The following is a 23,488-nucleotide window of genomic DNA, read 5'->3' as shown; positions in this document are numbered from 1 at the left end:
CCGCTGCCGGATTAACGAAACGATCGGGAGTTTTCACTAGTCTGGGTACATGTCTCACAGTGCATCCGATTCTCTGCTTGTCACGGCCAAACCGGATCTGAATGACCGGATCGCCAAGTGGCTGGACCATTTGTCAGACGAGCGGCGCTTGTCCGACAAGACTTTGATCGCTTATGAGCGCGATCTCCGCCAGTTCTTGCGATTTCTGACAGATCATTTGGGTGGTGCGCCGGGCACTAAAGATATTGCTGACTTGCGTCCGGCAGATTTTCGCGGATTTTTGGCACAGCGCCGCCGCAACAAGGTCCAAAGCCGCTCGCTGGCACGCGGCCTGGCTGGCATCCGCTCGTTCCTGAAATTCCTGGAACGCCGGGGGGAGATCAACGCAGCCGCCTCGGATGCCGTCCGGCCACCACGTCAATCGCGTTCCTTGCCCAAACCGGTGTCTGCAAAGGATGCCATCGACATCACCAGCGGTGATCTCGCGATGGAAACAGAGGCTTGGGTGGAGGCGCGCAATGCAGCTGTTCTGACGCTGTTGTATGGATGCGGACTGCGTATTTCCGAAGCACTGTCACTGACCGGCAAGATGGCCCCGCAGCCAGGTACGAAGTCTATGCGAATTGTCGGCAAGGGCCGTAAAGAGCGGATCGTGCCAATCCTGCCGGCTGTGTGTGAGGCGGTGGCTCACTACATAAAGCTCTGCCCTTATGCGATCTCACCAGACGGTACGTTGTTTCTCGGGGCGCGCGGCGGTCCGCTCAATCCGCGGATGATCCAGTTGTCCATGGCCAAACTGCGCGGCGCACTTGGTCTTCCTGAATCCGCCACACCTCACGCCCTTCGGCATTCGTTCGCGACCCATCTTCTCGCAGGTGGGGGAGATTTACGGACCATTCAGGAACTGCTCGGTCACGCGAGCCTGGCGTCCACCCAGATCTATACCGAGATCGACAGCGCTCATTTGCTGGCGGCCTATGACAAGGCGCATCCGCGGCGGTGATCCCGTGCTATTCCGTTGGTTGAGGCAAACGATAAACATTGCGGGACTTGCCATCCGGAAACGCTTCGCGAGCTATGATCTCTCCACCAAGTTTTGCAACCAATTTCCGGGCCGCGAAATTGTCGTCGTCCATGTGCGTTTCCACAAGGGGCCAACCATAGCCGAGGTAGGCATGCCGGATTGCAGCATGTGAGGCTTCGATGGCCACGCCTTGACCTCGTGCCTTAGGCAAAAGCCACCAAGTGAGTTCTCGGCGGGGCCAGCCTTCCGGCCAGACAAAACCGCATCCGCCAAAAGCTGATCCACCCTCACGGGGTGCAATCATCCAAATGCCGTAATCGCGCAAGAGCCAATGCCCAAGATGACTGGCCAAGACCCGCCAGATTTGGTCGGCGCGCAGAGGACCGCCGTAAAAGCTGGAAGCTTTTCGGTCAAAAAAGAACTCTTGGTAGACAGGCAGATCGTCGGCAGACGGTGGCCGCAATAAAAAACGCGGGCTTTTAAGACTGTGCATGGCATTCCACTTGATTGGCAGGCCAGACCCGGCATCATGGAGTGGGGCGAAACGGAATGACTGGAAACGTTTCGGACAAGGCCGTTGTGATAAACACCGTCTTGCACTGAAGCAAGCGCAACGCATCATGGAGCGGAGGAGCAGGATGCAAGGAACGCTTTTAGCCGTCGCTTTCGTGGCCGGATTGGCGGTCTTATCTTTGCCTGCACAGGCACAAACGGGATCAGGAACCGAAAGAATTTACTGTCCGATTCCGGAGGACGGTGTGTGGGTCAATCCGGACGCGGCTCCCAAGGAAATCAGCCGGGTTGAGGTAGAAAGCCGATGCGAAAATGAACAGGTATTTGTTCGCGCTCGGGCGTTTACCTCCTGTATCCCCCGTGACTGCAAGTGGGGATGGACCAAGGGGGAACTCCGCTCCGATGGTGCCGTGCGGGTCCTGTTGATCGGGTTTTTGAGTAGTAAGGATATGACTTTAAAAGCCTTTGGGGATTTGCTCGACGTCCGTGTTGTCAATATCCTGAATGACTTGTCTGAGCCAAACGAAACAAAAGTTTACAATCTCCGCCGCAAATAGTTTGGATCTTAACTCTGGCATAAACAGCTGGAAGGTTTTTCTTGGTCATCACTTCGATCTGAGTTACGCTAGGTTACGTAAAGGGATTGCACGAGCAAACAGAGGGAACAGACTATGCGTCTATTAACTACTGGTATCGCGGCCCTTGCGGTCAGCACTTTCGCACTTGCCCCGGCCCATGCCTGCTCTTGGGGCAAGACCGCAAAAGCGAAAGACATGACCGTTGCCGAAACGACTGTGGCACCTGAGATCGACACCGATATCTCGATCGCTACAAATGACCTCAGCGATCAAGTCCTTCAGGAAATGACAGTTCCGGAAGCTGAGACTGAGGAACCAGCGGAATAAACGACAGCACTCAATGCTCCAAAGCACCCGCTGCCATGGCAGCGGGTTTTTTTATGGTTAGCGGACAACACCGTCAGGTGCATTGCCATGTTCGTGGTCCGAGCCGGTCTCAATGTCCGTGTGCCTGTACTCTGCAACCGCCTGTTTGAGGATTTGCACCGCGGAATTGATGAAGAGGCTCGCCATCAGCCCGGCGACGATGAGATCCGGCCAACCGGTCGCCGTTCCCCAGACCCCAAGCGCCGCCAGCATGACTGCGACGTTGCCGATCGCATCGTTGCGGGAGCAGAGCCAGACTGAGCGGACATTTGCATCACCATCCTTGTAGCGTACCAGGACCAGAACACTGATCAGGTTTACAGCCAGGGCCAGGAACCCAATGGCCCCCATGATTTCAGCTTTTGGAGTTCCAAGGACAAGAAACTGATAAGCGGTCGATCCGCCGACCCAAAGGCCCATCAGCAACAAACTTCCCCCCTTGAACAGGGCAGCGATCGCGCGGGTCTTCAAGGACGCCCCGATGACGGCCAGCGAAATCCCATAGGTGATCGCATCACCGAAAAAGTCGAGCGCATCGGCCTGTAGCGCCTGAGACCGCGCCGCATGTCCGGCGGCCATCTCCACGACAAACATGGTGGCATTCAGGGCGATCACCAACCACAGCCGCCGTTTGTAATCCTGGGACACCCCGTCGAATTTTGCGTTCGATCCGCAACATCCGGCCATTGAACTGAACTCCTTGATTTTTATCTCTTGGTTCTGTGTAATCCCTATAGCGGCTAGAGGTTCAAGAGGGTTTTATGGATTTTTCAATTGGAGAACTGTCAAAGGCGACAGGCGTGAAGGTTCCGACAATCCGCTACTACGAAAAAGAAGGGCTCATCGAGGCCCCGATACGCACAGAGGGCAATCAGCGACGCTACCAGGAGCGGGATCTCGACCGGCTTCGGTTCTTAAAACACTGCCGGGATCTTGGTTTGCCGATGGAGGCCATCCGGGAACTGATTGACCTCAGCCTGCATCCGGACCAGCCTTGCAGCAACGCAAACCGAATTGCGGCTGAGCAACTCCAAGCCATCCGCGCGCGCATTGCGCATTTGAAAAAACTGGAAAAGGAACTAGCCCGGATCAGCGGAAGCTGCACCGGCGAGCACCCGGCCGCCGATTGCAACATTTTGAAAGCCTTCGGCGATCATGATCTGTGTTTGTCAGATCACAAGTGATCGCGAAGAAATCAGCTGTGCTGATGGGTGAGATCCTCAACAGGCCAATCGGCCTTGACTGCCGCACCGTCATAGACACTGTTGAGGAATGACAGGATCGCCGCTGCCGGATCGGCGGCCGCGCGGGCATCCTCATATTTCAGGATCGCCAGTGCACCACCGTTCTTTTCAGCCCAGAAGGCGTCAGCTGGTTGCAGGTTAATCTGGTTCATGCCCTGCGGTTCCGGATAGGCATAGCCATAAAACGCGGCTTCGGGAAAGCTATCATCTCCGGGCCAGAACCCGATTGAAATCACCTCGTGGGAGTAGGCCTCGCGATCGGACTGTGTGCCGCCTTCCAAAGGATGTGCCCGCCCGGAGAACCGGGTTACGACCAGGTCGAAGGAATGCCAGTAGAGCTGAACCGGTGTCTGTTTGCCGACAAATCCCGAGCGGTAAGTTTCAAAGACGCTGGAGATCGAGCAGAGCACGCGCCAGAAATTGGAAACGGCCTTTCGGTCGTAAGCGCGCGGCGCGGTGTCCTCCGGAAAGGGCACCTTAGATTTGTTGTCGTAGGGAACGGCAACGATCTTCACTGAGATGCCCAGCTGCTCAAGCCGGGAGAAAAGCGCTTCATAAAATTCAGCAACAGTGAGACCTGGAGCTGAAAACCATGCGCTTTCGCCATCGTTCCGGCTGATGGTCACTGTGTGATCAAGCATGTCATAGAGAATTTCAAAGCCGCTGGTGCCATATGGAATGCGCCCGGTGGTCAGGCCGCGCACATGCGGATAGAGCGTCACATGCCACCAGTGATTCAGTTTCGGATGGACCTTCAGGCGGATCTTTCCGATCATCTGCAAGAAGAGATGCAGCGTATCCTTCGTTTCCGACCAGTCCAGATAGGGAAGTGCGGGCAGCATGCCGATCTCCTGAAATTAACTTAGGTAATGGTGTTGGAAGCCCTTCCTAACCGCCATATAGGCGCGTGACGCGCCAAGCCCAGCCGGTTCCACCTGAAAATCAGGGCGCGTTGCGCTGCGACGGATCCCTATCAAACGCCTCTGTTGCTATCGCCTGCTGGCGTTGGCGATTCGCGGCCTCCGCCCACCAGGTCAGCTGGCGAAGGGTGCGGCCAATGTACCCGTCCCATTGGTCGGCATCGACACCTTCAAGGTAGCGGCCTTTTTCATCAAATACATCCTGCGCTTTCGGCACATGGATCATGGCGGAAACCGGAAGACAGCCGAGCTCGCTCAAATAGGTGCGCATGTTGACGGCCGCCCGAGCGCCGCCCCATTGACCCGCGGAATACGTCGCGATTGCGCTCGGCTTGAAAGAAAAACTGGAACTACCGAAATGATTGAGAAGATCCGCAAGCGCCGGGCTCATGGAATGATTGTATTCCGGCGAGACCATCACATAGCCGTCCGCGTCCTTGATCTTGTCCGACAGGGCTTCAAGCGCTTCGGGCGCCCGCCCGGCCGCATAGGCGAAATGGGGCTTGAACACCGATTGAGGCGCGAGGTTAAGCGGATCAATGATCTCGACGTCGATCCCGGCCCGCTCAAGATGCGCCCCGCAGGCTTCGGCCACCCGCTCACCAAGCCGCGCTGGCCTTGGCGGCGTGCTCTGTCGCACTGACCCCAGAAAAACCAATATTTTCATGGTCTACCCCAAACTGATCCAGGAGAGTCGAAGAATGCGGGATACTCGCAACCGTGAACAGGAAATTGTTGGATCTTCGATGTAAGGCTACGAGCCAACAGCATCTTCAAGCCAACCCGCGACAGCGCGGCCAATTTCTGCACCACTGTCTTCCTGGATGAAGTGGCTTCCCTTGACAGTCACCTCTTGCTGGTTTTTCCAGGTCCGGCAGAAGTCGCGTGGGGCACCGATCAGGATTGCGCCGGGATCTGCATTGATGAACAGTTTGGGCAAATCATTCTCCGCCATCCAGGCTGCATAGTTCGAAGCGATTTGGGAAACGTCTGCCGGCTCGCCGCCTATCGGGATTTGGCGTGGCCATGTCAGGGTCGGCCAGCGGTCGTCCCGGTTTTGAAACGGCCGCCGGTATTCGGCTTGTTCGTCGGCGCTCAAGTCGCGCAGGATCGAGCCGGGCAGAACACGGTCGACGAAAAGATTGCGCTCGAGAATCAGCTCTTCACCTTTTTCGGATCGAAATCCTTGAAAGATCGGCGCCGCGTCCGGATTGAACTCAGACCAATCCGCCAGCGGCTTCACGATGCCTTCCATGTAGGCGATGCCCGCAACCGCATCCCGGTGCCTGTTCGCCCAGTCGAAGCCGAGCGCAGAGCCCCAGTCGTGAATAACGAAAATGGCGTTCTTGTCGACACCGACGGCTGCCAGAAACCCTTCCAGAAAACGCCGGTGGGTCTGGAAAGTGTAGGTGTCTGGTCCTGGGTTCGGCAGTTTGGCGCTGTCGCCCATGCCGATCAGATCCGGCGCAATGCAGCGCCCGAGATGTTCGCATGCCGGGATTACGTCCCGCCACAGAACGGAGGAAGTCGGATTGCCATGGAGAAAGACAATCGGCCGCCCTTGCCCGCGCTCCACATAGGCCATGTCATGGCCTTCGACGCTGATCTTTTTCTTTGCAGCTGCCCAGTCGGATGTCATGCGGTTTCCTACCTCTTGTTTGCCCAGCGGGCCGTCAGGACGCGGGTATAGTCGCTCGCGCCGGGGCCCGGCACGGGTGTGACCTCCCGGGGCCCAAGCGGCCGCCCGTCCTGGGCCGTCACCGCCATGTCGCGGACCGGCAGACCGGTTGCCCGTTCTGTGAGCGTCATGCGCGGTCCCCGGCCGTTGGGGGTCCATTTCTCCCCCCAATGCAGCAAGGCAACGAGGACCGGATAAAGGTCCAGTCCCTTGTCCGTCAGCCGGTATTCATGGGACCGGCCATCCTCCGGCAAGGGGCGCTTCTCCACGATGCCCGCTTCGCTCAAGGTCTTGAGGCGGGCCGCCAGCACGCTCGACGAAATTCCGAGGTGCGACTGCATGGCATCAAAGGTGCGCATGCCGTTGAAGAGATTGCGCAGGACGAGCAGCGTGCGCCATTCGCCAACAATGTTCAGCGCCTGGCCAATGCCGCAGTCGTCTTCAATCGGAGCGCGGCTCATTTGCCCTTGTACTCTGGTGTTTTCTTGGCAAGGAACGAGGCGATCCCATGCGCGCCGTCATGGGTTTTCATCATGGCGGCAATCGACCGGCTTTCCTTGTCGAGCTGGGTTTCCAGCCCTTCGGAATACGCGGTTTGTAGAAGGCGTTTGACGCCGCCATAGGCCTTAGTCGGTCCCTTGGCAAAGTCGGCGGCGAGCTTGCGCGCTTCTGCCATCAAATCATCCGGGGCGACCACACGTGTCACCAGCCCCCACTCGCAGGCTTCCTTGGCGGTCAGAACCCGGTTGGTCAGCATCAGCTCCTTCGCCCGCAGCAAACCAATGTGCTTGGCAAGGTAATAGGACGACGACCCGTCGGGTGTCAGCGCGGAGGCCGTGTAGGCGGAGACGAACTTGGCCTTTTCGGAGGCCAGAATGATATCGCCGGAAATCGCGATGGAAAATCCGCCGCCACCGGCCGAACCGTTCACCGCCGTGATCACCGGTGCGTCCATATGCGAGAACCTGGAAAGGGCCGCATGTAGGATTGTCGCCATGCGGGTGACATGATCGGCCTTGTCCTCTGCGTAATCAAATTCCTGCAAGTCGCCGCCCGCGTTGAACATACGGCCGGATCCGGTGAGGATGACCGCGCGCGCACCCTCTGCCTCGCACCGGCAAGCCGCATCGAAGAGTTCATCCGACATGCGGGCACTCAGCGCATTGGCGTTGTCTGGCCGGTTCATGGTGATCTCGACAACGCCGTTTTCGTGGCTCCAGAGGATCGTTTGATAGTCCATCTCTTTCTCCCTGACGCTTATTCAGCTGCGACGGCAACGCTGCCCACCATGCCTTCCAGCCGCTGGCGGATGAGGGCATCGGCTTCACTCATGATCCGGTCGATCAGCTCCTTGCAGGTCGGAATGTCATCTATCAGACCGGCCACCATCCCGCAGGACCAGGCTCCGGCATCCATGTCGCCGTCCATCATGATCTTCGGATAGACGCCCGCGACTTCCTCGATGATGTCCTCGAATTTCAGATCGTCGCCGAGGCTCTTTTCCTTCTCCAGCAAACGCTCCACTGCGGCATTGTTGAGGACGCGTTCCGTGTTGCGCAGCGGGCGCATGACCAGACGGGTGTCGAGTTCGGAGGCGGCCACAATCGCGTCCTTGACCCTTTGATGCACCGGCGCTTCCTTCGTGGCGATGAAGCGCGTGCCCATGTTCATGCCTTCCGCACCCATGGCGAGCGAGGCGACAAGACTGCGGGCATCGGCCATGCCGCCGGAGGACACAAAGGGGATTTCCAGCTCATCTGCGGCGCGCGGCAAAAGGATCATGTTCGGAATGTCGTCTTCGCCCGGGTGGCCGCCGCACTCAAAGCCATCCACCGAGACCGCATCACAGCCAATGGACTGGGCTTTCAGGGAATGCCGTACGGAGGTGCATTTGTGGATCACCTTGATGCCCGCGTCTTTCAGGTAGGGCATCACCTGTTGCGGATTGCGGCCAGCGGTTTCCACCACCTTGACCCCGCCTTGAATGATCGCCTTCACATAGCCTGGATAGTCAGGTGCGTTCACCGTCGGCAAAAAGGTCAGGTTCACCGCAAACGGCTTGTCGGTGAGATCCCGGCATTTGGCGATCTCGTTGGCAAGGGCTTCCGGTGTCTTTTGAGTTAGACCCGTGATCGTTCCAAGCCCGCCAGCATTTGAAACAGCCGCCGCGAGCTCTGCAAAACCGACATAGTGCATGCCGCCCTGAATGATCGGATGTTCAATGCCAAAGAGCTCGGTAATCCGCGTTTTCATGAAAGGGTCCTCCGTTGTCCATGCCATATTTCGCAGGCGACCGGCTCCCTCCGGCGTTCTGGAAATAGCTTTCATAATCGAAGCTATCTCTGTTTTTGCCAGGGCGCAATTAGTCATTCCGGACGAGAAGCGACGAACCTGCCATCAGTTCTCTGATGTGCCATACTGCGAAAAGGCAATTTCGTTGTTTGGCGGTCTGCCGTTTCGAAACAGATCCGGGAGTGCGATTGAGAAATGGCTGACGTGTCCGATTTGACCGATCAATTGCCGGCCAAAGGACTTGGCGATGAGGAAGCGTTTTCAGTGCTGGCCGAGCAAGTGCGAACGCGGTCCGCAGACCTGGGTGCACCGGACGCCTTTGCCCATATGGATCCAGCTCCGGCGGGAATCGCTGCACGCCTTGTTGGTTTGAATGCGGAATACAATCAAAACCTTCTTCATCCGGATCTCAGCCCGTTCGCGATAGAAGCCGAAGCCCGGGTCATTGCTTGGCTTGCACCTTATTTCGGCATGACCACAGGCCACATGTGTTGTGGTTCGACCCTTTCCAATCTGGCGGCGCTTTGGTGCGCGCGAGAGCATGGAGCAACACGGGTAATTGCTTCTGCCGATGCCCATGTATCCGTGCCAAAATGTGCGCAGATATTGGGTCTTCCCTTCGAATCGGTACCCGTCGCCGAAAATGGCCGGATGACAATCGACGCGCTGCGCGAGCTTTCCAGAGCAGTGCTTGTCCTGACCGCCGGAACCACCGGGCGCGGCGTGATAGATGAGTTGGACATTGCCAAACTCAAGGTTGGCAGTGCCGCCCATCCAATGTGGGTCCATGTGGATGCGGCGTGGGGCGGCCCGCTGCGTTTGACCACATATGCGGATCGGTTGTCGGGCATCGAGCGTGCTGACAGTATTGCCGTTTCAGCGCACAAGTGGCTGTTTCAACCAAAGGACTCTGCGCTGGTCTTTTTTGCTGACCCGACTGCCCAGGAGGCAATCGCTTTCGGCAGTTCTTATTTGGTAACTCCAAATATCGGTATTCAGGGCTCCCGGAGCGCTGCCGGTATCGCGCTTCTTGGAACGCTGCTTGCTTGGGGGCAGGAGGGGTTGGCAAAGCGGATAGAGACCGGCATGGCGCAGTCCGAAGAGCTGGCCAGACGGCTGCAGGAGGATCGCCGCACGGAATTGAAGCAATTCCCTGAAACCGGAGTAGTGAATTGGCGGCCGCTGCTGCGCGACACTGAGACGATGATTTCCGAACTTGGTCCGGTTGCATCACGCACCGCCATAAAGGGGGAACCTTGGGTCCGGCAAGTCGCAGCCAACATGCATGCAGATATTGATGCTGTTTGGGCACGGATCTCCAGATTTCTCGGACCGTCGGATTGAAGCGTGGATCCCAAAAAAACGCCCCGGCCTGATCTGGCCGGGGCGTTCTATTGTTTTCGACGCTGATGCTAGAGCGTTTAGGCGCTCCGGTGGCGGTTGCGCGGTTCAAAACCGGATTTCTCAGCCAGGCGTGGATCGCGCACCCAGACTTCCCGGTTCGGATGCAGGCCCCCGCCTCGGACGGCCGGAACTGCTGTATGACGGGCCCGGTGCAGAAGACGGGTGTCCGCGATACCGCAGTTCGGATGAATGCCGCCGTTGTCTGCAACAGCCTTGTCCCAGACGGCCTTGCGCGCTGCGAGCGTCGCCGCATCGTCCAGCGCCGGGCAATTCAGGGTGTTGGTGTTGAGGTCAACGATGATTTCATCCCCGTCCTCGACAAAGGCAATCGGACCGCCAAGGGCAGCTTCCGGCCCCACGTGGCCAATCACCAGACCGACCGAGCCGCCGGAGAAGCGGGCGTCTGTCATTAGGGCGATCACGATGCCGCGCTCCCGGCACAGCGTCGTGATGCGGGATGTCGGATCAAGCATCTCCGGCATGCCCGGACCGCCACTTGGACCGTCATAGCGGACGATGACCATGTCATGGTCCTGGAAGCTGTCCGGCGCTTCGTCAAGTGCCTGGATGAGACCGGCTTCGCGTTCGAACACACGCGCACGGCCCTTGAAAAGATTGTCTTCCAGACCGCCTTCAACGCCGGCAAGCTTCAGGATGGCCGAGAAATCCGGAGACAGGTTGCCGCCGAGCATGCGAAGGCCGCCCGTCGGCTTGAACGGCTCGGCAACGGAATGAATCACGTCGCCGTCGGGCGCAGCGGCGTTGAGGTCCGCGACTTGTTCGGCCAGCGTGCGGCCCGTGCAGGTCATCATGTCGCCATTCAGAAGCCCGGCATCCAGCAGTTCCTTGACGATCACCTGAACCCCGCCGACACGGTCGATGTCGAGCATGGAGTATTTGCCGTACGGCCGGGCGTTGGTCAGAACCGGGACCACATGCTGGGAGAGGTGATTGAACTCTTCCGGCGTCATTACATCGCGCCAGAAGTGCTCATAGCCTGCTGCGCGGGCGATCTCCGGTACGTGCAATACAACGTTGGTGGATCCGCCGATAGCCATGGCGACGATGATCGCATTCCGCAGCGAATCGCGTTTGACGATGTCGCGCGGCTTCAGGCCCTTTTCCATCATGTCGGCGAGATAGGAAACGAGCTGTTGCGGGAATTCTTCGAGGCGGCGCGGATCGTCGGATGGTGGGGCAACCATATGCAGCGGCTGCAGGCCGACAACACCAATGAAGGTCTGCATGGTATTGTAGGTGAACATGCCGCCGCAGCTGCCAATGCCCGGACATGCGTTACAGGCGATGCGGTCACGTACGGCTTTGTCTGGGTGTCCGGCCACCTGATAAGCGCTGACAATATCCAGCATCTCGCCGGTTTCCGGATCCTTGCCCGGGCGGATTGTGCCATCGGACATGATGATCGCCGGTTCATTACGCTCAAGAACTGCGGCCATAGTGCCGACCGGTGGCTTGTCACAGGCGACGACGGCGATCGTGCCAGCCAGACCGGAGGCTTCAAGGTGCTCGCACAAACCGTCGTTGGTGACTTCGCGGCCGATGAGCGAATAGCGCATTTCGCGTGTGCCGTTGCGGATGCCATCGGACGTTGCGATCGTGTATTCCGGCTGGACAAGCCGGTATTTCAGCTGGCCCTCACCACTGCCGATGCGCGATTTTAGGTGCTCATGAATGGCATCGACCTTGCGCGCCACGCCCAGATAGCACTGGCTGTCGCCTTTCGTGCCAACCACGCCGACTGACGGTTCATGGATGAGATCGGGGTCGGTGCCCAATTCCCGCGCCACGCCAATGGTTTGCGCGGACCGGCCGGGGTGGCGGTCAATCAAGACGATTCTCGAACCCGTCATTGTGTGTTTCCTATCCTTCAGCGCTTCAACCCGCGCTCTTGCTGTCTGTTTTCAAATCCACGAATACCCTGAGCTTTTCCGTCTGTCACCGGCTTCTGGCCACTTGGGTTCGGGATTTGCCTGAATGGCTGGGTTGTCCGGCCGTCAATTGCCGGAACCGCGGCTCAAAATAGAAAAATGAAGAGCCGAGTGCCACCGCTTTTTGATCGTCGGCTTAGCAACACAAAAGTAAGGCCCCGGATGAACCGGAGCCTCTGATCTTGTTTCTCAAGCGAACCGGAATGCAGTGCGTGCTGCACCGAAGCAGAATGACCTTACAGAATGCTCTGACCGGTCTTCGCCCAGTCGCTCAAAAACGCATCAAGGCCCTTGTCGGTCAGCGGGTGCTTGACCAGGGACTTCAGCGTTGCCGGCGGAACGGTGACCACATCAGCGCCGATGATCGCAGAGTCCTTGACGTGATTGGATGTGCGGATGGACGCAGCGAGGATCTCGGTGTCAAAGCCATAGTTGTCATAAATGACGCGGATTTCGCGGATCAGTTCCATACCATCAAGATTGATGTCGTCGAGGCGGCCAATGAACGGCGAAATGTAGGTCGCGCCGGCCTTTGCTGCGAGCAGGGCCTGGTTGGCCGAGAAGCACAGAGTGACGTTGGTCTTCGTGCCTTCGCTTGTCAGCTGCTTACAGGCTTTCAGGCCGTCAAATGTCAGCGGCAGCTTGATAACCACGTTGTCTGCGATCGCACGCAGGACATGGGCTTCCTTGATCATGGTGTCGAAGTCCGTGGCAGCAACTTCGGCTGAGACGTCACCGTTGGTGATCTTGCAGATCTCGGCAATCACGTCTTTGAAATCCTTGCCGGATTTGGCAATCAGAGACGGGTTTGTGGTGACGCCGTCCAAGAGGCCAGTGGCTTCAAGTTCCTGGATCTCCGCGGTATCCGCGGTGTCGACGAAAAACTTCATGAATGATTTCTCCCAATGGCGCTTGCGAATGCGCCTCTGCGGCCTGCCTCCGTCGGCAAGCGAACGAATGAATGGTCAGCCGCGCTCTCTTTAGCCTAGGATGCTGTCCAACAGAAGCCCTGATTCTCTGGTGAAAGCCTTTTTGCGGTACGTACCTCAGAAATTATTCCGCTTGAATGAAACTGGGATCCGGGCGATCTCCGCTAACAGAGTTCCAGGGCCTGTTCGGGTGTCCGGACAATAAAATGCAAAGCCAAAACGTGTGATTCGCCGTGCTGTTTAACGATTTGGAGCCCAAAGACACGATTGCCAGCGTGCTGGTGCCTGTCGCTGTGCCGGTTGCCTACACCTATAAGGTTCCAGCTGGACAATCGGTTGTGCCTGGCACAATCGTCCGGGTGCCGTTGGGAACGCGCGAGGTCATCGGTGCGGTCTGGGACGGTGAGCCGGATGCGGCGATCAATCCCAACAAACTCAAATCGATTTCCCACGTTTACGACACCACGCCGCCGCTCGACAAAGATCTCCGCCGGTTTGTTGACTGGGTGGCCGGTTGGACGCTTGGCGCGCCGGGCATGGTTGTGCGCATGGTGCTACGGTCTGAAGAGGCACTCGAACCGGAAGCCCCGGTCCCGGGTGTCCGGCGGATCGAAGGCGCAGAGCCAGAACGGATGACACCTGCCCGCCGCCGTGTTCTCGAAACGATGGAAGACGGATTTGCCTGGACAAAAAGCGGCCTCGCACACGCGGCCGGCGTCAGCACATCCGTCATTGACGGGCTGGTGCAACAAGAGGTGCTGGAGATTGTCTCCATGCCGGCGGCACCCCCACCGCCACGTCCACAGATCGACTATGCACAAAAGGATCTGACACCGGCCCAGCAAGCCGCCGCAGAAACGCTCACAGAGAGTTTCGACAAGAGTGCTGCAGTAACCTTGATTGATGGAGTGACCGGGTCGGGCAAGACCGAGGTCTATTTCGAAGCGATCGCGGAAGCCTTGCGGCGGGACAAGCAGGCGCTGGTGTTGTTGCCGGAAATTGCGCTGACAGAACAGTTCCTGCGCCGGTTTGAGCAACGATTCGGTGTTTACCCGGCCGAATGGCACTCTGAAATTACACCGAAGAACCGGGCGAGGGTTTGGCGCGGCGTGGCTTCTGGCGACGTCCGTGTGGTGATCGGTGCACGCTCCTCTCTCTTTCTGCCATTCAAGGAACTCGGGCTGATAATCGTCGACGAAGAGCATGACGCTGCCTTCAAGCAGGATGACCGTGTGCCCTATAGCGCACGGGACATGGCCGTCGTGCGCGGGCATATTTCACGCTTCCCGGTAGTCCTTGCTTCCGCGACACCGTCGATCGAGAGCCGGGTCAATGCTGAGCAGGGCCGGTATGGTCTGATCGAATTGCCTGACCGGGCTTCCGGCGCTGCACTTCCCGATCTATCGGCCATTGATATGCGCCTGGACGGACCGGAACAGGGGCGTTGGCTGGCACCGGGTTTGGTGGGCGCAATCAAGGAGACTTACGCCAACGGGGATCAGGCGCTGTTGTTCCTGAACCGGCGCGGGTATGCCCCTCTGACATTATGCCGCACCTGCGGTCACAGGTTCCAATGCCCGCATTGCAGCACGTGGCTGGTTGAGCACAGGTTTCAAAAGAAACTGGTTTGTCACCAGTGCGGACATAACGAACGCGTGCCGGAAAGCTGCCCGTCATGCCAAAGCACCAATACGCTGGTTGCCTGCGGCCCTGGTGTAGAGCGGATTGCAGAAGAAGTGAGCGATCTCTTCCCGCAGGCGCGGACGTTGGTTCTGTCGTCTGATCTGCCTGGCGGGCCTGAGCGATTGAAGCGGGAAATGAAAGTCGTCGAAGAGGGCGGCGCTGATATCATCATCGGAACGCAGTTGGTCGCCAAAGGCCACAATTTCCCAAAACTAAAGCTGGTTGGCGTGGTTGATGCAGATCTCGGCCTTGCGCATGGCGATCCGCGTGCCGCCGAAAAGACCTTCCAACTGCTTGCCCAGGTCACGGGCCGAGCGGGCCGCGTCACCGGCGGCGGCAAAGGCTTTTTGCAGACCTATAGCGCAGACCATCCCGTCATCAAGGCGCTGCTCTCAAACGATAAGCACGCGTTTTACCAGGCGGAGATCGAAGCGCGCCGTGCCGCTGGGCTGCCGCCATTTGGCCGGTTGGCAGCTGTTGTGATCTCAGGGCCCGACAAGAATTTTGCAGAAGGTTTTGCCCGACAGCTTGCACGGGTGGCGCCTCCGGATCAGGCCGTTACGCTGCTCGGACCAGCAGAAGCTGCGCTGGCCATGGTTCGGGGGCGCTACCGCTTTCGCCTTCTGGCAATGGCGCCGAAACAATATGACCTGCAGTCTTATATAAGGGGCTGGCTTTCAAACGGCCCGAAGCCGACGAAGGGTCTTCGTGTTCAGATCGATATTGATCCGCAGCACTTTCTGTAGCGCTGCCGCATAGGCCAAAACGGATGGGCTTCGGTGGTGCAAACGGGTTCCAGTGGCTCAGCCGTTGCAGGATGTGTTGGTCTTTCGTGGTAGAACCGCAAGTCTTGGAACTGCAGACACGGATTCAAAAACGGCCACCGTCTAAAGGTTTATACGGCTCGTGACGCATTGATCCGCAAGGCTTTTTGTCGCGGTTGGGTAAAAAACACCAATGAATCGGCAAGAACAGGGTTCCCGCGGCGTTGCACACTGGGAAACCCTGTGCTAATTGAGGCGCGGCTTTGGGGGAACGGTTTAACCGTCATACCTTCTGACCTTGAAATCATTCATTTTTTCAATGTCTTGCGGACGCTAGCTGTTTTGCGGACATGAAAAACGTCAGAGAGCACGGACCTGGTGACTGACAACGTATCTCTCGTATCCGGCGTGGCACAGCGTTATGCGTCCGCCCTTCTCGACCTTGCTGAAGGCGACGGCGTAACGGCTGACGTGGAACGGGATCTGACCGCTTTTGAAAGCATGCTTTCCGAAAGCGAAGATCTCGTCCGTCTTGTGAAAAGCCCGGCATTTAGTGCTGAAGAGCAGCTCGCAGCGCTCACAGCACTTCTCGACAAGGCTGGCATTAAAGGCCTGGCCGCAAATTTCGTGAAGCTGGCAGCCCGTAACCGGCGCCTCTTCGTCCTTCCTGACATGATCAAGTCTTTCCGCGCCCTGCTTGCAGAAAAGCGCGGCGAAGAAACAGCTGAAGTGGTGTCTGCCGCTGCTCTGTCCGACGAACATGTCGCTGCCCTGAAAGAAGCGCTCTCTGCTTCCACGGGCAAATCTGTAAACATCGCAGCTAAGGTTGATCCTGCCCTGATCGGCGGCCTTGTGGTCAAAGTCGGGTCCCGCATGATCGATACGTCGCTGCGTACCAAGCTCAATTCACTCAAGTTCGCGATGAAAGAGGTCGGCTGATGGATATTCGGGCCGCGGAAATCTCCGCAATCCTCAAGGACCAGATCAAGAGCTTTGGCCAGGAAGCCGAAGTTTCTGAAGTTGGTCAGGTGCTCTCCGTCGGTGACGGTATCGCCCGTGTTTATGGTCTGGACAAAGTTCAGGCTGGTGAGATGGTCGAATTCCCGGGTGGTATCAAGGGTATGGCCCTGAACCTGGAATCCGACAACGTCGGTGTCGTTATCTTCGGTTCTGACCGTGACATTAAAGAAGGCGACACCGTTAAGCGGACCGGCGCCATCGTGGAAGTTCCGGTTGGTAAAGGTCTTCTTGGCCGCGTTGTCGATCCTCTCGGCAACCCGATTGATGGCAAAGGCCCGATCGAAGCTACTGAAAAGCGCCGTGTGGACGTTAAAGCGCCGGGCATCCTGCCGCGTAAGTCCGTGCACGAGCCTATGTCTACTGGCCTGAAAGCCATTGACGCCCTGATCCCGGTTGGCCGTGGTCAGCGCGAGCTCGTCATTGGTGACCGTCAGACCGGTAAGACCGCGATCATCCTTGACACATTCCTCAACCAGAAGCCGCTTCATGCCGGCGACGACGAAGATGCAAAACTGTACTGCATCTACGTTGCGGTTGGTCAGAAGCGTTCTACCGTTGCCCAGTTCGTCAAGACACTGGAAGACAACGGCGCTCTGGAATACTCCATCGTTATCGCCGCGACCGCATCCGAAGCTGCCCCGCTGCAGTTCCTGGCGCCGTTTGCCGGTTGTGCAATGGGTGAGTTCTTCCGCGACAACGGCATGCACGCCGTGATCGGTTACGACGATCTGACCAAGCAGGCTGTTGCTTACCGCCAGATGTCTTTGCTTCTGCGCCGCCCGCCGGGACGTGAAGCGTTCCCGGGTGACGTTTTCTACCTGCACTCCCGTCTGCTGGAGCGTGCTGCGAAGTTGAACGAAGACCACGGCAAGGGCTCTTTGACCGCACTTCCGGTCATTGAAACCCAAGGCAACGACGTGTCCGCGTTTATTCCGACCAACGTGATTTCGATCACCGACGGTCAGATCTTCCTGGAAACGGACTTGTTCTACCAGGGTATCCGCCCGGCTGTTAACGTTGGTCTGTCGGTTTCCCGCGTGGGGTCATCCGCTCAGATCAAGGCGATGAAGCAGGTTGCTGGCCCGATTAAGGGTGAGTTGGCTCAGTACCGTGAAATGGCTGCGTTCGCGCAGTTCGGCTCCGACCTTGACGCCACCACTCAGCGCCTGTTGAACCGCGGTGCACGTTTGACCGAACTTCTGAAGCAGCCGCAATTCTCGCCGCTGAAGACTGAAGAGCAGGTCGCCGTGATCTATGCTGGCGTGAACGGATACCTCGACAACCATCCGGTTGATCGTGTGAAGGAATTCGAAGAAGGCCTGCTTCTGTTCCTGCGTGGTGAGCATAAAGAACTGCTCGACGCGATCTGGGAAAAGAAAGCCCTCGACGACGACCTCACTGGCAAGCTGAAAGCTGCGCTTGACGCGTTCGCTAAGAACTTCGCCTAAGACCACACGCCGGGATAAGGAGCAGGGGCGGCCATGCCGAGCCTGAAGGACTTACGAAACCGCATCGCTTCCGTGAAGGCGACGCAGAAAATCACCAAGGCCATGCAGATGGTGGCCGCGGCGAAACTGCGTCGTGCCCAGGAAGCTGCGGAGGCCGCGCGTCCCTATGCGGAACGCATGGAGAGCGTGCTGGCCAACCTCGCCGTGGCTTTCGAAGGCCGCGACGACGCTCCGAAGCTGATGTCCGGTACGGGCAATGACCAGGTTCATCTCCTGGTCGTTGCAACGGCCGAACGCGGTTTGTGCGGGGGCTTCAACACGAACATCGCTAAACTGGCACGCGAAAAGGCCAAAAGCCTGATCGGCCAAGGCAAGACGGTCAAGATCCTGTGTGTTGGCAAAAAAGGGTTCGACGCGATCAAACGCGACCTTGGCCAGCACGTGATCGAGACCATCGAGCTGCGCGGCGTCAAAAACGTCGGTTTTTCCAATGCGGATGAAATCGGGCGCAAGGTTCTCTCCATGTATGAAAATGGAGAGTTTGACGTTTGCACATTGTTCTATGCGACCTTCCAATCCGTTATCGCTCAGGTTCCGACTGCCCAGCAGTTGATCCCGGCCCATTTTGAGGCAAGCGAAGGCACGGACGAAGGTGGTGCAAGCGCGGTCTATGAGTATGAGCCGGATGAGGCTGAGATCCTTGCTGATCTTCTGCCGCGGAACATCTCCATCCAGGTTTTCCGGGCGCTTCTGGAAAACGCTGCATCTGAGCAGGGCGCTCGTATGTCCGCAATGGACAACGCGACGCGCAACGCCGGCGACATGATCGACAAGCTGACGATCAACTACAACCGCCAGCGCCAGGCTCAGATTACGACCGAATTGATTGAAATTATCTCAGGCGCTGAAGCGCTGTAACGGGATCGAGACGAGGATTAGGGATATGGCTGACAAAAAAGTCGGACGGGTCACCCAGGTCATCGGCGCCGTTGTCGACGTCAAGTTCGATGACCATCTGCCGTTGATCCTGAACGCTCTTGAAGCGGACAACCAGGGCAACCGCTTGGTGCTCGAAGTCGCTCAGCACCTGGGCGAGAACACAGTACGTACCATCGCGATGGACTCCACCGAGGGTCTGGTCCGCGGTCAGGAAGTTGTCGACACCGGTTCTGCCATCATGGTTCCGGTTGGTGACGGCACGCTCGGCCGCATCATGAACGTGATTGGCGAACCGGTAGACGACGCTGGCGAAATCAAGCACGAAGCGAAGCGTGGCATTCACCAGGAAGCCCCGGAATTCATCGAGCAGTCCACCGAAGCTGAAATCCTTGTGACGGGCATTAAGGTCGTTGACCTTCTCGCACCTTACGCGAAGGGCGGTAAAATCGGTCTGTTCGGCGGCGCCGGCGTTGGCAAAACCGTTCTCATCATGGAACTGATCAACAACATCGCTAAGGCGCACGGCGGTTACTCCGTATTCGCTGGTGTTGGTGAACGCACCCGTGAGGGTAACGATCTTTACTGGGAAATGATCGAATCCAACGTGAACAAGGAAGGCGGCGGAGAAGGCTCCAAAGCGGCCCTCGTTTACGGTCAGATGAACGAGCCTCCCGGAGCGCGTGCCCGTGTTGCTTTGACTGGTCTGACAGTCGCCGAGCACTTCCGTGATGAAGGTCAGGACGTTCTGTTCTTCGTGGACAACATCTTCCGCTTCACCCAGGCTGGTTCTGAGGTGTCTGCGCTTCTCGGTCGTATCCCGTCTGCTGTGGGTTACCAGCCGACACTTGCCACCGACATGGGCGGCATGCAGGAGCGGATCACCACCACGAACAAGGGCTCGATCACCTCGGTTCAGGCCGTTTACGTTCCTGCCGATGACTTGACCGACCCGGCACCGGCTTCGACCTTTGCTCACTTGGATGCGACCACGGTTCTGAACCGCGCCATCGCTGAAAAAGGCATCTACCCGGCTGTGGATCCGCTGGATTCCTCATCTCGCATGCTGGATGCCCGTATCATTGGTGAAGAGCACTACGAAACAGCCCGTGCTGTTCAGGGTACTCTGCAGCGCTACAAGGCTCTTCAGGACATCATCGCCATCCTCGGCATGGACGAACTGTCTGAAGAAGATAAGCTCACCGTGGCACGTGCCCGTAAGATCGAGCGCTTCCTGTCGCAGCCGTTCTTCGTGGCTGAGGTCTTCACCGGTTCTCCGGGCAAGCTGGTTGCTCTGGAAGACACCATCAAGGGCTTCAAAGGCCTTGTTGACGGTGAATACGACCATCTGCCGGAAGCTGCTTTCTACATGGTTGGTTCCATCGAGGAAGCCATCGAGAAAGCTCAAAAGCTGGCTGCAGAAGCCGCTTAAGGCATTGGATCGGACGCCGGAAAACGGCGTCCGGTTTTCTCTTGTTTGATGGTCCGGCCTTCTGCCTGCCATCTGAACCGATGACTGACAAGGAAGACGCCAAATGGCTGAACTTTTCCAGTTTGAGTTGGTCTCGCCGGAGCGCCAGCTCCTGTCCGAACAGGTTGCCGAGGTCGTTGTACCGGGCACCGAAGGCGAGTTTGGCGTTCTGAAGAACCACAGCCCGTTCATGTCCACCATCAAGCCGGGCATCCTGAAAGTCCGCACAGATGCTGGATCCTGGGATGAGTATTTCGTGCGCGGCGGGTTTGCTGACATTGCTCCAGGTGGTCTGACCATCTTGGCCGAACAGGCGATCCCGGTGTCTGAAATCAGCGAAGACCAACTGGCTCAGGCGATAAAGAACGCCGAAGAGGATGTTGCTGACGCGAAAGACGACGACACCAAGCAGAAGGCAGAAATGACCCTGTCTCAGCTGAAGGACGTCGCAGAAGCTCTCAAGGCTGCCTAATCAGCTTACGCTCAGAAACGTATTTTTAAAAACGCGGTCCGGATTGGATCGCGTTTTTTGCTTTTTTCTTGAGAAGAAACTTTTGCGAAGTTTCGTTCAGGCCGCACCGCCACGGATAACCTTATGGGCGCGCCCAGCTTCGTAGAACCGGAAGCCATTCCGCCCATTCTGCTTGACTTCATAGAGCGCGATGTCGGCTTTTTTCTGAAGGGATTCGATCGATGCGGCGTCTGCACCAATATAAGAAATCCCGAGGCTGATCCCGATCGAAACATTATGGGCAAAGACATCAAAGGGCTCATTGAGTGCTGCTACCAGCCGCTCCGCGATTTCGGTCACCCAGGGCTCGCCTGGCCCTCCACCTTGAAGGATGATCGCAAATTCGTCCCCGCCAATTCGCGCAACAAGGTCGGTTGCACGTACGCACTCTTTGAACCTCTGCGCAACCTGACAGAGCAGCTCGTCCCCGACATCGTGGCCGTAGGTGTCGTTGACGGGTTTGAAGCGATCTAGATCCAGCAATAACAGATGTCCGCCCGTTCCTTGCATCTGGGCATCGAGCAGGGCTTCTTGAAGGCGTGCCGTGAAGAGCGCGCGATTGGCGAGACCCGTCAGGTCATCGTGGTGGGCCGCGTGGGTAATGCGCGCTGCGGCTTCTTCGCGCAAAGTGATGTCTTCGTGAGTCCCGATCCATCCGCCGTCCGGCAATGGGGCATGGACCACTCCGATCACCTTGCCGTCGGGATGTGTGAATTTAGAACGGACGACTTCGCCGCGGGACAGTTTTTCATAGAGCGATTTATAGTGTTCTTCGACGTCGCCATCGAAATCACCGCGGTCTTTTTCTGCCTGAAGCAAATCAATAAGGCTGACACCTTCGCGCACCTCGCCATAGGGCTTCCGGAAGATGTCCAGGTATTGCTGGTTCCACAAGATGAGCTTGCCGTCCTTGTCGAATACGCTCACGCCCTGGCGCATGTTGCCGAGGACGGCTTCGAGCTCCGCCAACCGGTCTCGTGCCAGACGTTCGCTTTCGGCCAGCGTTTTTTCCATTTCTTTGCGATCAGTCACGTCAAAGAAATTGAAAATGGAACCGCCCGCCGGCAACGGAGTGTAGCGAACTTCGAGGTATCGCCCATCAGCGTTCTGACGCTCGTAGCTGTAGGCTTTGGAGGGAGAGTTTAGCCTGAACTTCTCCAGAGCAAGTTTCTCCGGGTCTCCGGGCCCATAATCACCTCTTTCGGCTGAAAACTTGAGGTAATCTAGAATATGCAATTTCTGCCGTAACATATCGGCGGGATAACCGAGCAGTTTGCCGAATTCGTCATTGTAAGATGCGAGCTGGAAGTTGTCGCTGTAGTGCGCCACACCGCCCGGGAAATTGTCGAAAATGCCTTGGAGCGTATTCGCCTGGCGTTTGGTTTCCGTGATGTCGGTCAGTGAAACGACGACCCCATCAAGGGCGTAATCGCCGCCTTGTGCAATGGGTCTTGCATTGACACGCAACCATCGCGACGCCGCTTTTCCACTGTGTTTGAGTTCAGCCGTGGCATCGCAGACGAGGAGCGGATCTTTTGCCGCAAGTTCGAGCGTATTAACCTCTTGGTGTGTAACCCCGAGGTCGCAAATAACAGCGACTGTGAGATCTTTGACGTTTCGGCCGACGAGACGCTCGGTCGTAGAATCAAGCAGTTTCGCGCCTGCCGGATTGCAGGACTGTATGATGCCGGCCCGGGTCAGCACCAAGACACCTTCACTGAGCGTCTCAAGCGTCGTCCGGTGTGCGGCTTCGGATTCGCGGACCGCTTGTTCAACTTGTTTCCGCTCAGTTACGTCCTGAAATGCGCCAACAAGCTTGATGGTTTCGCCGTCCTTTTCGATTGGGCGGCCTACAGCGCGAACCCATATTTGGCGACCTTTGGCGGTTACCAGGGGCAGTTCAGCATCCCAGCCGCGACCTTGCTCAATACCACGCGCAACCGCCTTGGTGATTGTCCCCCGGGCTTCTGGCGCATAGAAGTCAATGGCTGTTTCGACGTTCGGGACATAGTCATCAGATACGTCATGGATCTCGTGGGTCTTCCGCGTCCATGTCAGCTTTTGAGAGTTCATGCACAACTCCCAGCCGCCAACGCCCGATACGGCGGCTATTTCCTCAAGCAGCCGGCCTTTGCCCACGGCCTCTTCATGTTCCGCTTCTGCACGCGCGAGCGCTGCTTCTTTTTCTACATTTGCCTGATGAGATTTCAGAAGCCCCTCGACCACCCGGCCCATACGTCGTAGCTGATCCAATTGCTGCCGGGCCGGCTTGCGTGGTCTTTGGTCGATGACACAGAGAGTGCCGAGCCTGTTTTTTCCATCCAGACTTAGAGGACAACCGGCATAGAAACGGATATTCGGCTCGCCCATGACCAACGGATTGTTGCAGAACCTTTCATCGCTCAGCGTATCTGGAACGACAAACAGATCATCAGCTGAAAGGGCATGTTGGCAGATGGAAACTTCTCTCGCAGTGCCTTCGATATCAACGCCGCAGGCGGCTTTGAACCATTGAACCCGTTCATCTACCAGAGAAATCAATGCGATGGGGCAATCGAAGATGGCTGCAACGGCTTCCACCACCGCATCATATTCCGGCAAACGCTCAGAGCCCACGATCTGCAGTGCGTGCAGCGCGTCCAGGCGTTCCTTCTCATTTTCAACCAGGTGTATACCCATCCTGCCCGTCGTCTAGGTTGCTTTGCAACAAATCTAGTACGGGAAAAAGTACCGGTCGGTTAAAAACAAAGTCTTAACT

Annotated in this window: 22 protein-coding genes; 11 read left to right on the top strand and 11 right to left on the bottom strand. The window is 57.5% G+C overall.

Annotated elements, in window-relative coordinates; all coding sequences use genetic code 11:
- Positions 1-49 precede the first annotated feature (49 nt).
- Positions 50-1,003: a tyrosine recombinase XerC gene (locus tag ACQY4Z_RS10395; RefSeq protein WP_428528996.1), complete on the top strand. Its 954-nt coding sequence runs from the start codon at positions 50-52 to the stop codon at positions 1,001-1,003.
- A gap of 7 nt (positions 1,004-1,010) precedes the next feature.
- Here the strand turns inward: ACQY4Z_RS10395 and ACQY4Z_RS10390 are convergent, their stop codons facing one another.
- Positions 1,011-1,517 carry a GNAT family N-acetyltransferase gene (locus ACQY4Z_RS10390; RefSeq protein ID WP_428528994.1) on the bottom strand — a complete coding sequence of 169 codons (507 nt, stop codon included), beginning with the start codon at positions 1,515-1,517 and terminating at the stop codon, positions 1,011-1,013.
- Here ACQY4Z_RS10390 and ACQY4Z_RS10385 point away from each other — a divergent pair.
- Together ACQY4Z_RS10385 and ACQY4Z_RS10380 are read left to right on the top strand one after the other, a co-directional pair.
- Entirely contained in the window at positions 1,516-2,094 is a 579-nt protein-coding gene (locus ACQY4Z_RS10385) for a hypothetical protein (protein ID WP_428528992.1), read from the top strand. The genes ACQY4Z_RS10390 and ACQY4Z_RS10385 overlap by 2 nt on opposite strands.
- A 114-nt stretch (positions 2,095-2,208) precedes the next feature.
- Positions 2,209-2,442 carry a hypothetical protein gene (locus tag ACQY4Z_RS10380; RefSeq protein ID WP_306148074.1) on the top strand — a complete coding sequence of 78 codons (234 nt, stop codon included), beginning with the start codon at positions 2,209-2,211 and terminating at the stop codon, positions 2,440-2,442.
- A 57-nt stretch (positions 2,443-2,499) separates the two neighbouring features.
- Here the strand turns inward: ACQY4Z_RS10380 and ACQY4Z_RS10375 are convergent, their stop codons facing one another.
- The gene (locus tag ACQY4Z_RS10375; RefSeq protein WP_428528990.1) at positions 2,500-3,168 is read right to left on the bottom strand and encodes a cation transporter; all 669 of its coding nucleotides are present in this window, start codon (positions 3,166-3,168) and stop codon (positions 2,500-2,502) included.
- Between the two features lie 74 nt (positions 3,169-3,242).
- Between ACQY4Z_RS10375 and ACQY4Z_RS10370 the strand changes: the two genes are divergently transcribed.
- Positions 3,243-3,665, top strand: coding sequence for a MerR family transcriptional regulator (locus tag ACQY4Z_RS10370; protein WP_428528988.1), 423 nt, complete (start codon positions 3,243-3,245; stop codon positions 3,663-3,665).
- Positions 3,666-3,676: 11 nt separating this feature from the next.
- Here ACQY4Z_RS10370 and ACQY4Z_RS10365 read toward each other — a convergent pair whose 3' ends face one another.
- The 6 genes from ACQY4Z_RS10365 to ACQY4Z_RS10340 form a co-directional block, all read right to left on the bottom strand.
- Positions 3,677-4,567, bottom strand: a complete 891-nt coding sequence (locus ACQY4Z_RS10365; RefSeq protein WP_428528986.1) for a DUF5996 family protein — start codon at positions 4,565-4,567, stop codon at positions 3,677-3,679.
- Between the two features lie 100 nt (positions 4,568-4,667).
- On the bottom strand, positions 4,668-5,312 hold the full coding sequence (locus ACQY4Z_RS10360) for an NADPH-dependent FMN reductase (protein ID WP_428528984.1): 645 nt from the start codon (positions 5,310-5,312) through the stop codon (positions 4,668-4,670).
- A gap of 87 nt (positions 5,313-5,399) precedes the next feature.
- Entirely contained in the window at positions 5,400-6,284 is an 885-nt protein-coding gene (locus ACQY4Z_RS10355) for a haloalkane dehalogenase (protein WP_428528982.1), read from the bottom strand.
- A gap of 8 nt (positions 6,285-6,292) precedes the next feature.
- The gene (locus ACQY4Z_RS10350; RefSeq protein ID WP_428528980.1) at positions 6,293-6,784 is read right to left on the bottom strand and encodes a winged helix-turn-helix transcriptional regulator; all 492 of its coding nucleotides are present in this window, start codon (positions 6,782-6,784) and stop codon (positions 6,293-6,295) included.
- Positions 6,781-7,563, bottom strand: a complete 783-nt coding sequence (locus ACQY4Z_RS10345) for an enoyl-CoA hydratase/isomerase family protein (protein WP_428528978.1) — start codon at positions 7,561-7,563, stop codon at positions 6,781-6,783. Before ACQY4Z_RS10345 ends, ACQY4Z_RS10350 begins: the two co-directional genes overlap by 4 nt.
- A 17-nt stretch (positions 7,564-7,580) precedes the next feature.
- Positions 7,581-8,576 carry an NAD(P)H-dependent flavin oxidoreductase gene (locus ACQY4Z_RS10340; protein WP_428528976.1) on the bottom strand — a complete coding sequence of 332 codons (996 nt, stop codon included), beginning with the start codon at positions 8,574-8,576 and terminating at the stop codon, positions 7,581-7,583.
- Between the two features lie 234 nt (positions 8,577-8,810).
- Here ACQY4Z_RS10340 and ACQY4Z_RS10335 point away from each other — a divergent pair, with 234 nt between their 5' ends.
- Entirely contained in the window at positions 8,811-9,959 is a 1,149-nt protein-coding gene (locus ACQY4Z_RS10335; protein ID WP_428528974.1) for a pyridoxal phosphate-dependent decarboxylase family protein, read from the top strand.
- A gap of 77 nt (positions 9,960-10,036) precedes the next feature.
- Here ACQY4Z_RS10335 and ACQY4Z_RS10330 read toward each other — a convergent pair whose 3' ends face one another.
- Together ACQY4Z_RS10330 and fsa are read right to left on the bottom strand one after the other, a co-directional pair.
- Positions 10,037-11,890, bottom strand: coding sequence for a dihydroxy-acid dehydratase (locus ACQY4Z_RS10330; RefSeq protein WP_428528972.1), 1,854 nt, complete (start codon positions 11,888-11,890; stop codon positions 10,037-10,039).
- 314 nt (positions 11,891-12,204) lie between these two features.
- Positions 12,205-12,858: a fructose-6-phosphate aldolase gene (gene fsa / locus ACQY4Z_RS10325; RefSeq protein WP_428528970.1), complete on the bottom strand. Its 654-nt coding sequence runs from the start codon at positions 12,856-12,858 to the stop codon at positions 12,205-12,207.
- Between the two features lie 272 nt (positions 12,859-13,130).
- On the opposite strand from fsa, the gene ACQY4Z_RS10320 reads away from it, so the two are divergent.
- From ACQY4Z_RS10320 to ACQY4Z_RS10295, 6 genes are all read left to right on the top strand, one after another.
- A complete protein-coding gene (locus ACQY4Z_RS10320; protein WP_428528968.1) occupies positions 13,131-15,326 on the top strand; it encodes a primosomal protein N' in 2,196 nt (731 codons plus the stop codon).
- Positions 15,327-15,722: 396 nt separating this feature from the next.
- A complete protein-coding gene (locus ACQY4Z_RS10315) occupies positions 15,723-16,283 on the top strand; it encodes a F0F1 ATP synthase subunit delta (protein ID WP_428528966.1) in 561 nt (186 codons plus the stop codon).
- Positions 16,283-17,812, top strand: a complete 1,530-nt coding sequence (gene atpA / locus ACQY4Z_RS10310; protein ID WP_133949140.1) for a F0F1 ATP synthase subunit alpha — start codon at positions 16,283-16,285, stop codon at positions 17,810-17,812. Before ACQY4Z_RS10315 ends, atpA begins: the two co-directional genes overlap by 1 nt.
- Before the next feature lie 33 nt (positions 17,813-17,845).
- A complete protein-coding gene (locus ACQY4Z_RS10305; protein WP_209172164.1) occupies positions 17,846-18,730 on the top strand; it encodes a F0F1 ATP synthase subunit gamma in 885 nt (294 codons plus the stop codon).
- Between the two features lie 25 nt (positions 18,731-18,755).
- Positions 18,756-20,180, top strand: a complete 1,425-nt coding sequence (atpD, locus tag ACQY4Z_RS10300) for a F0F1 ATP synthase subunit beta (RefSeq protein ID WP_428528963.1) — start codon at positions 18,756-18,758, stop codon at positions 20,178-20,180.
- 103 nt (positions 20,181-20,283) lie between these two features.
- On the top strand, positions 20,284-20,691 hold the full coding sequence (locus ACQY4Z_RS10295; RefSeq protein ID WP_428528961.1) for a F0F1 ATP synthase subunit epsilon: 408 nt from the start codon (positions 20,284-20,286) through the stop codon (positions 20,689-20,691).
- 96 nt (positions 20,692-20,787) lie between these two features.
- Here the strand turns inward: ACQY4Z_RS10295 and ACQY4Z_RS10290 are convergent, their stop codons facing one another.
- Positions 20,788-23,409: a PAS-domain containing protein gene (locus ACQY4Z_RS10290; protein ID WP_428528959.1), complete on the bottom strand. Its 2,622-nt coding sequence runs from the start codon at positions 23,407-23,409 to the stop codon at positions 20,788-20,790.
- Between the last annotated feature and the right edge of the window lie 79 nt (positions 23,410-23,488).

Origin of the sequence: Roseibium sp. (assembly GCF_965276855.1) — a bacterium.
Taxonomy (GTDB): Bacteria; Pseudomonadota; Alphaproteobacteria; order Rhizobiales; family Stappiaceae; genus Roseibium.
Note: the sequence above shows the minus strand (reverse complement) of the source record. Positions and strands in the feature narration are given on the sequence as shown.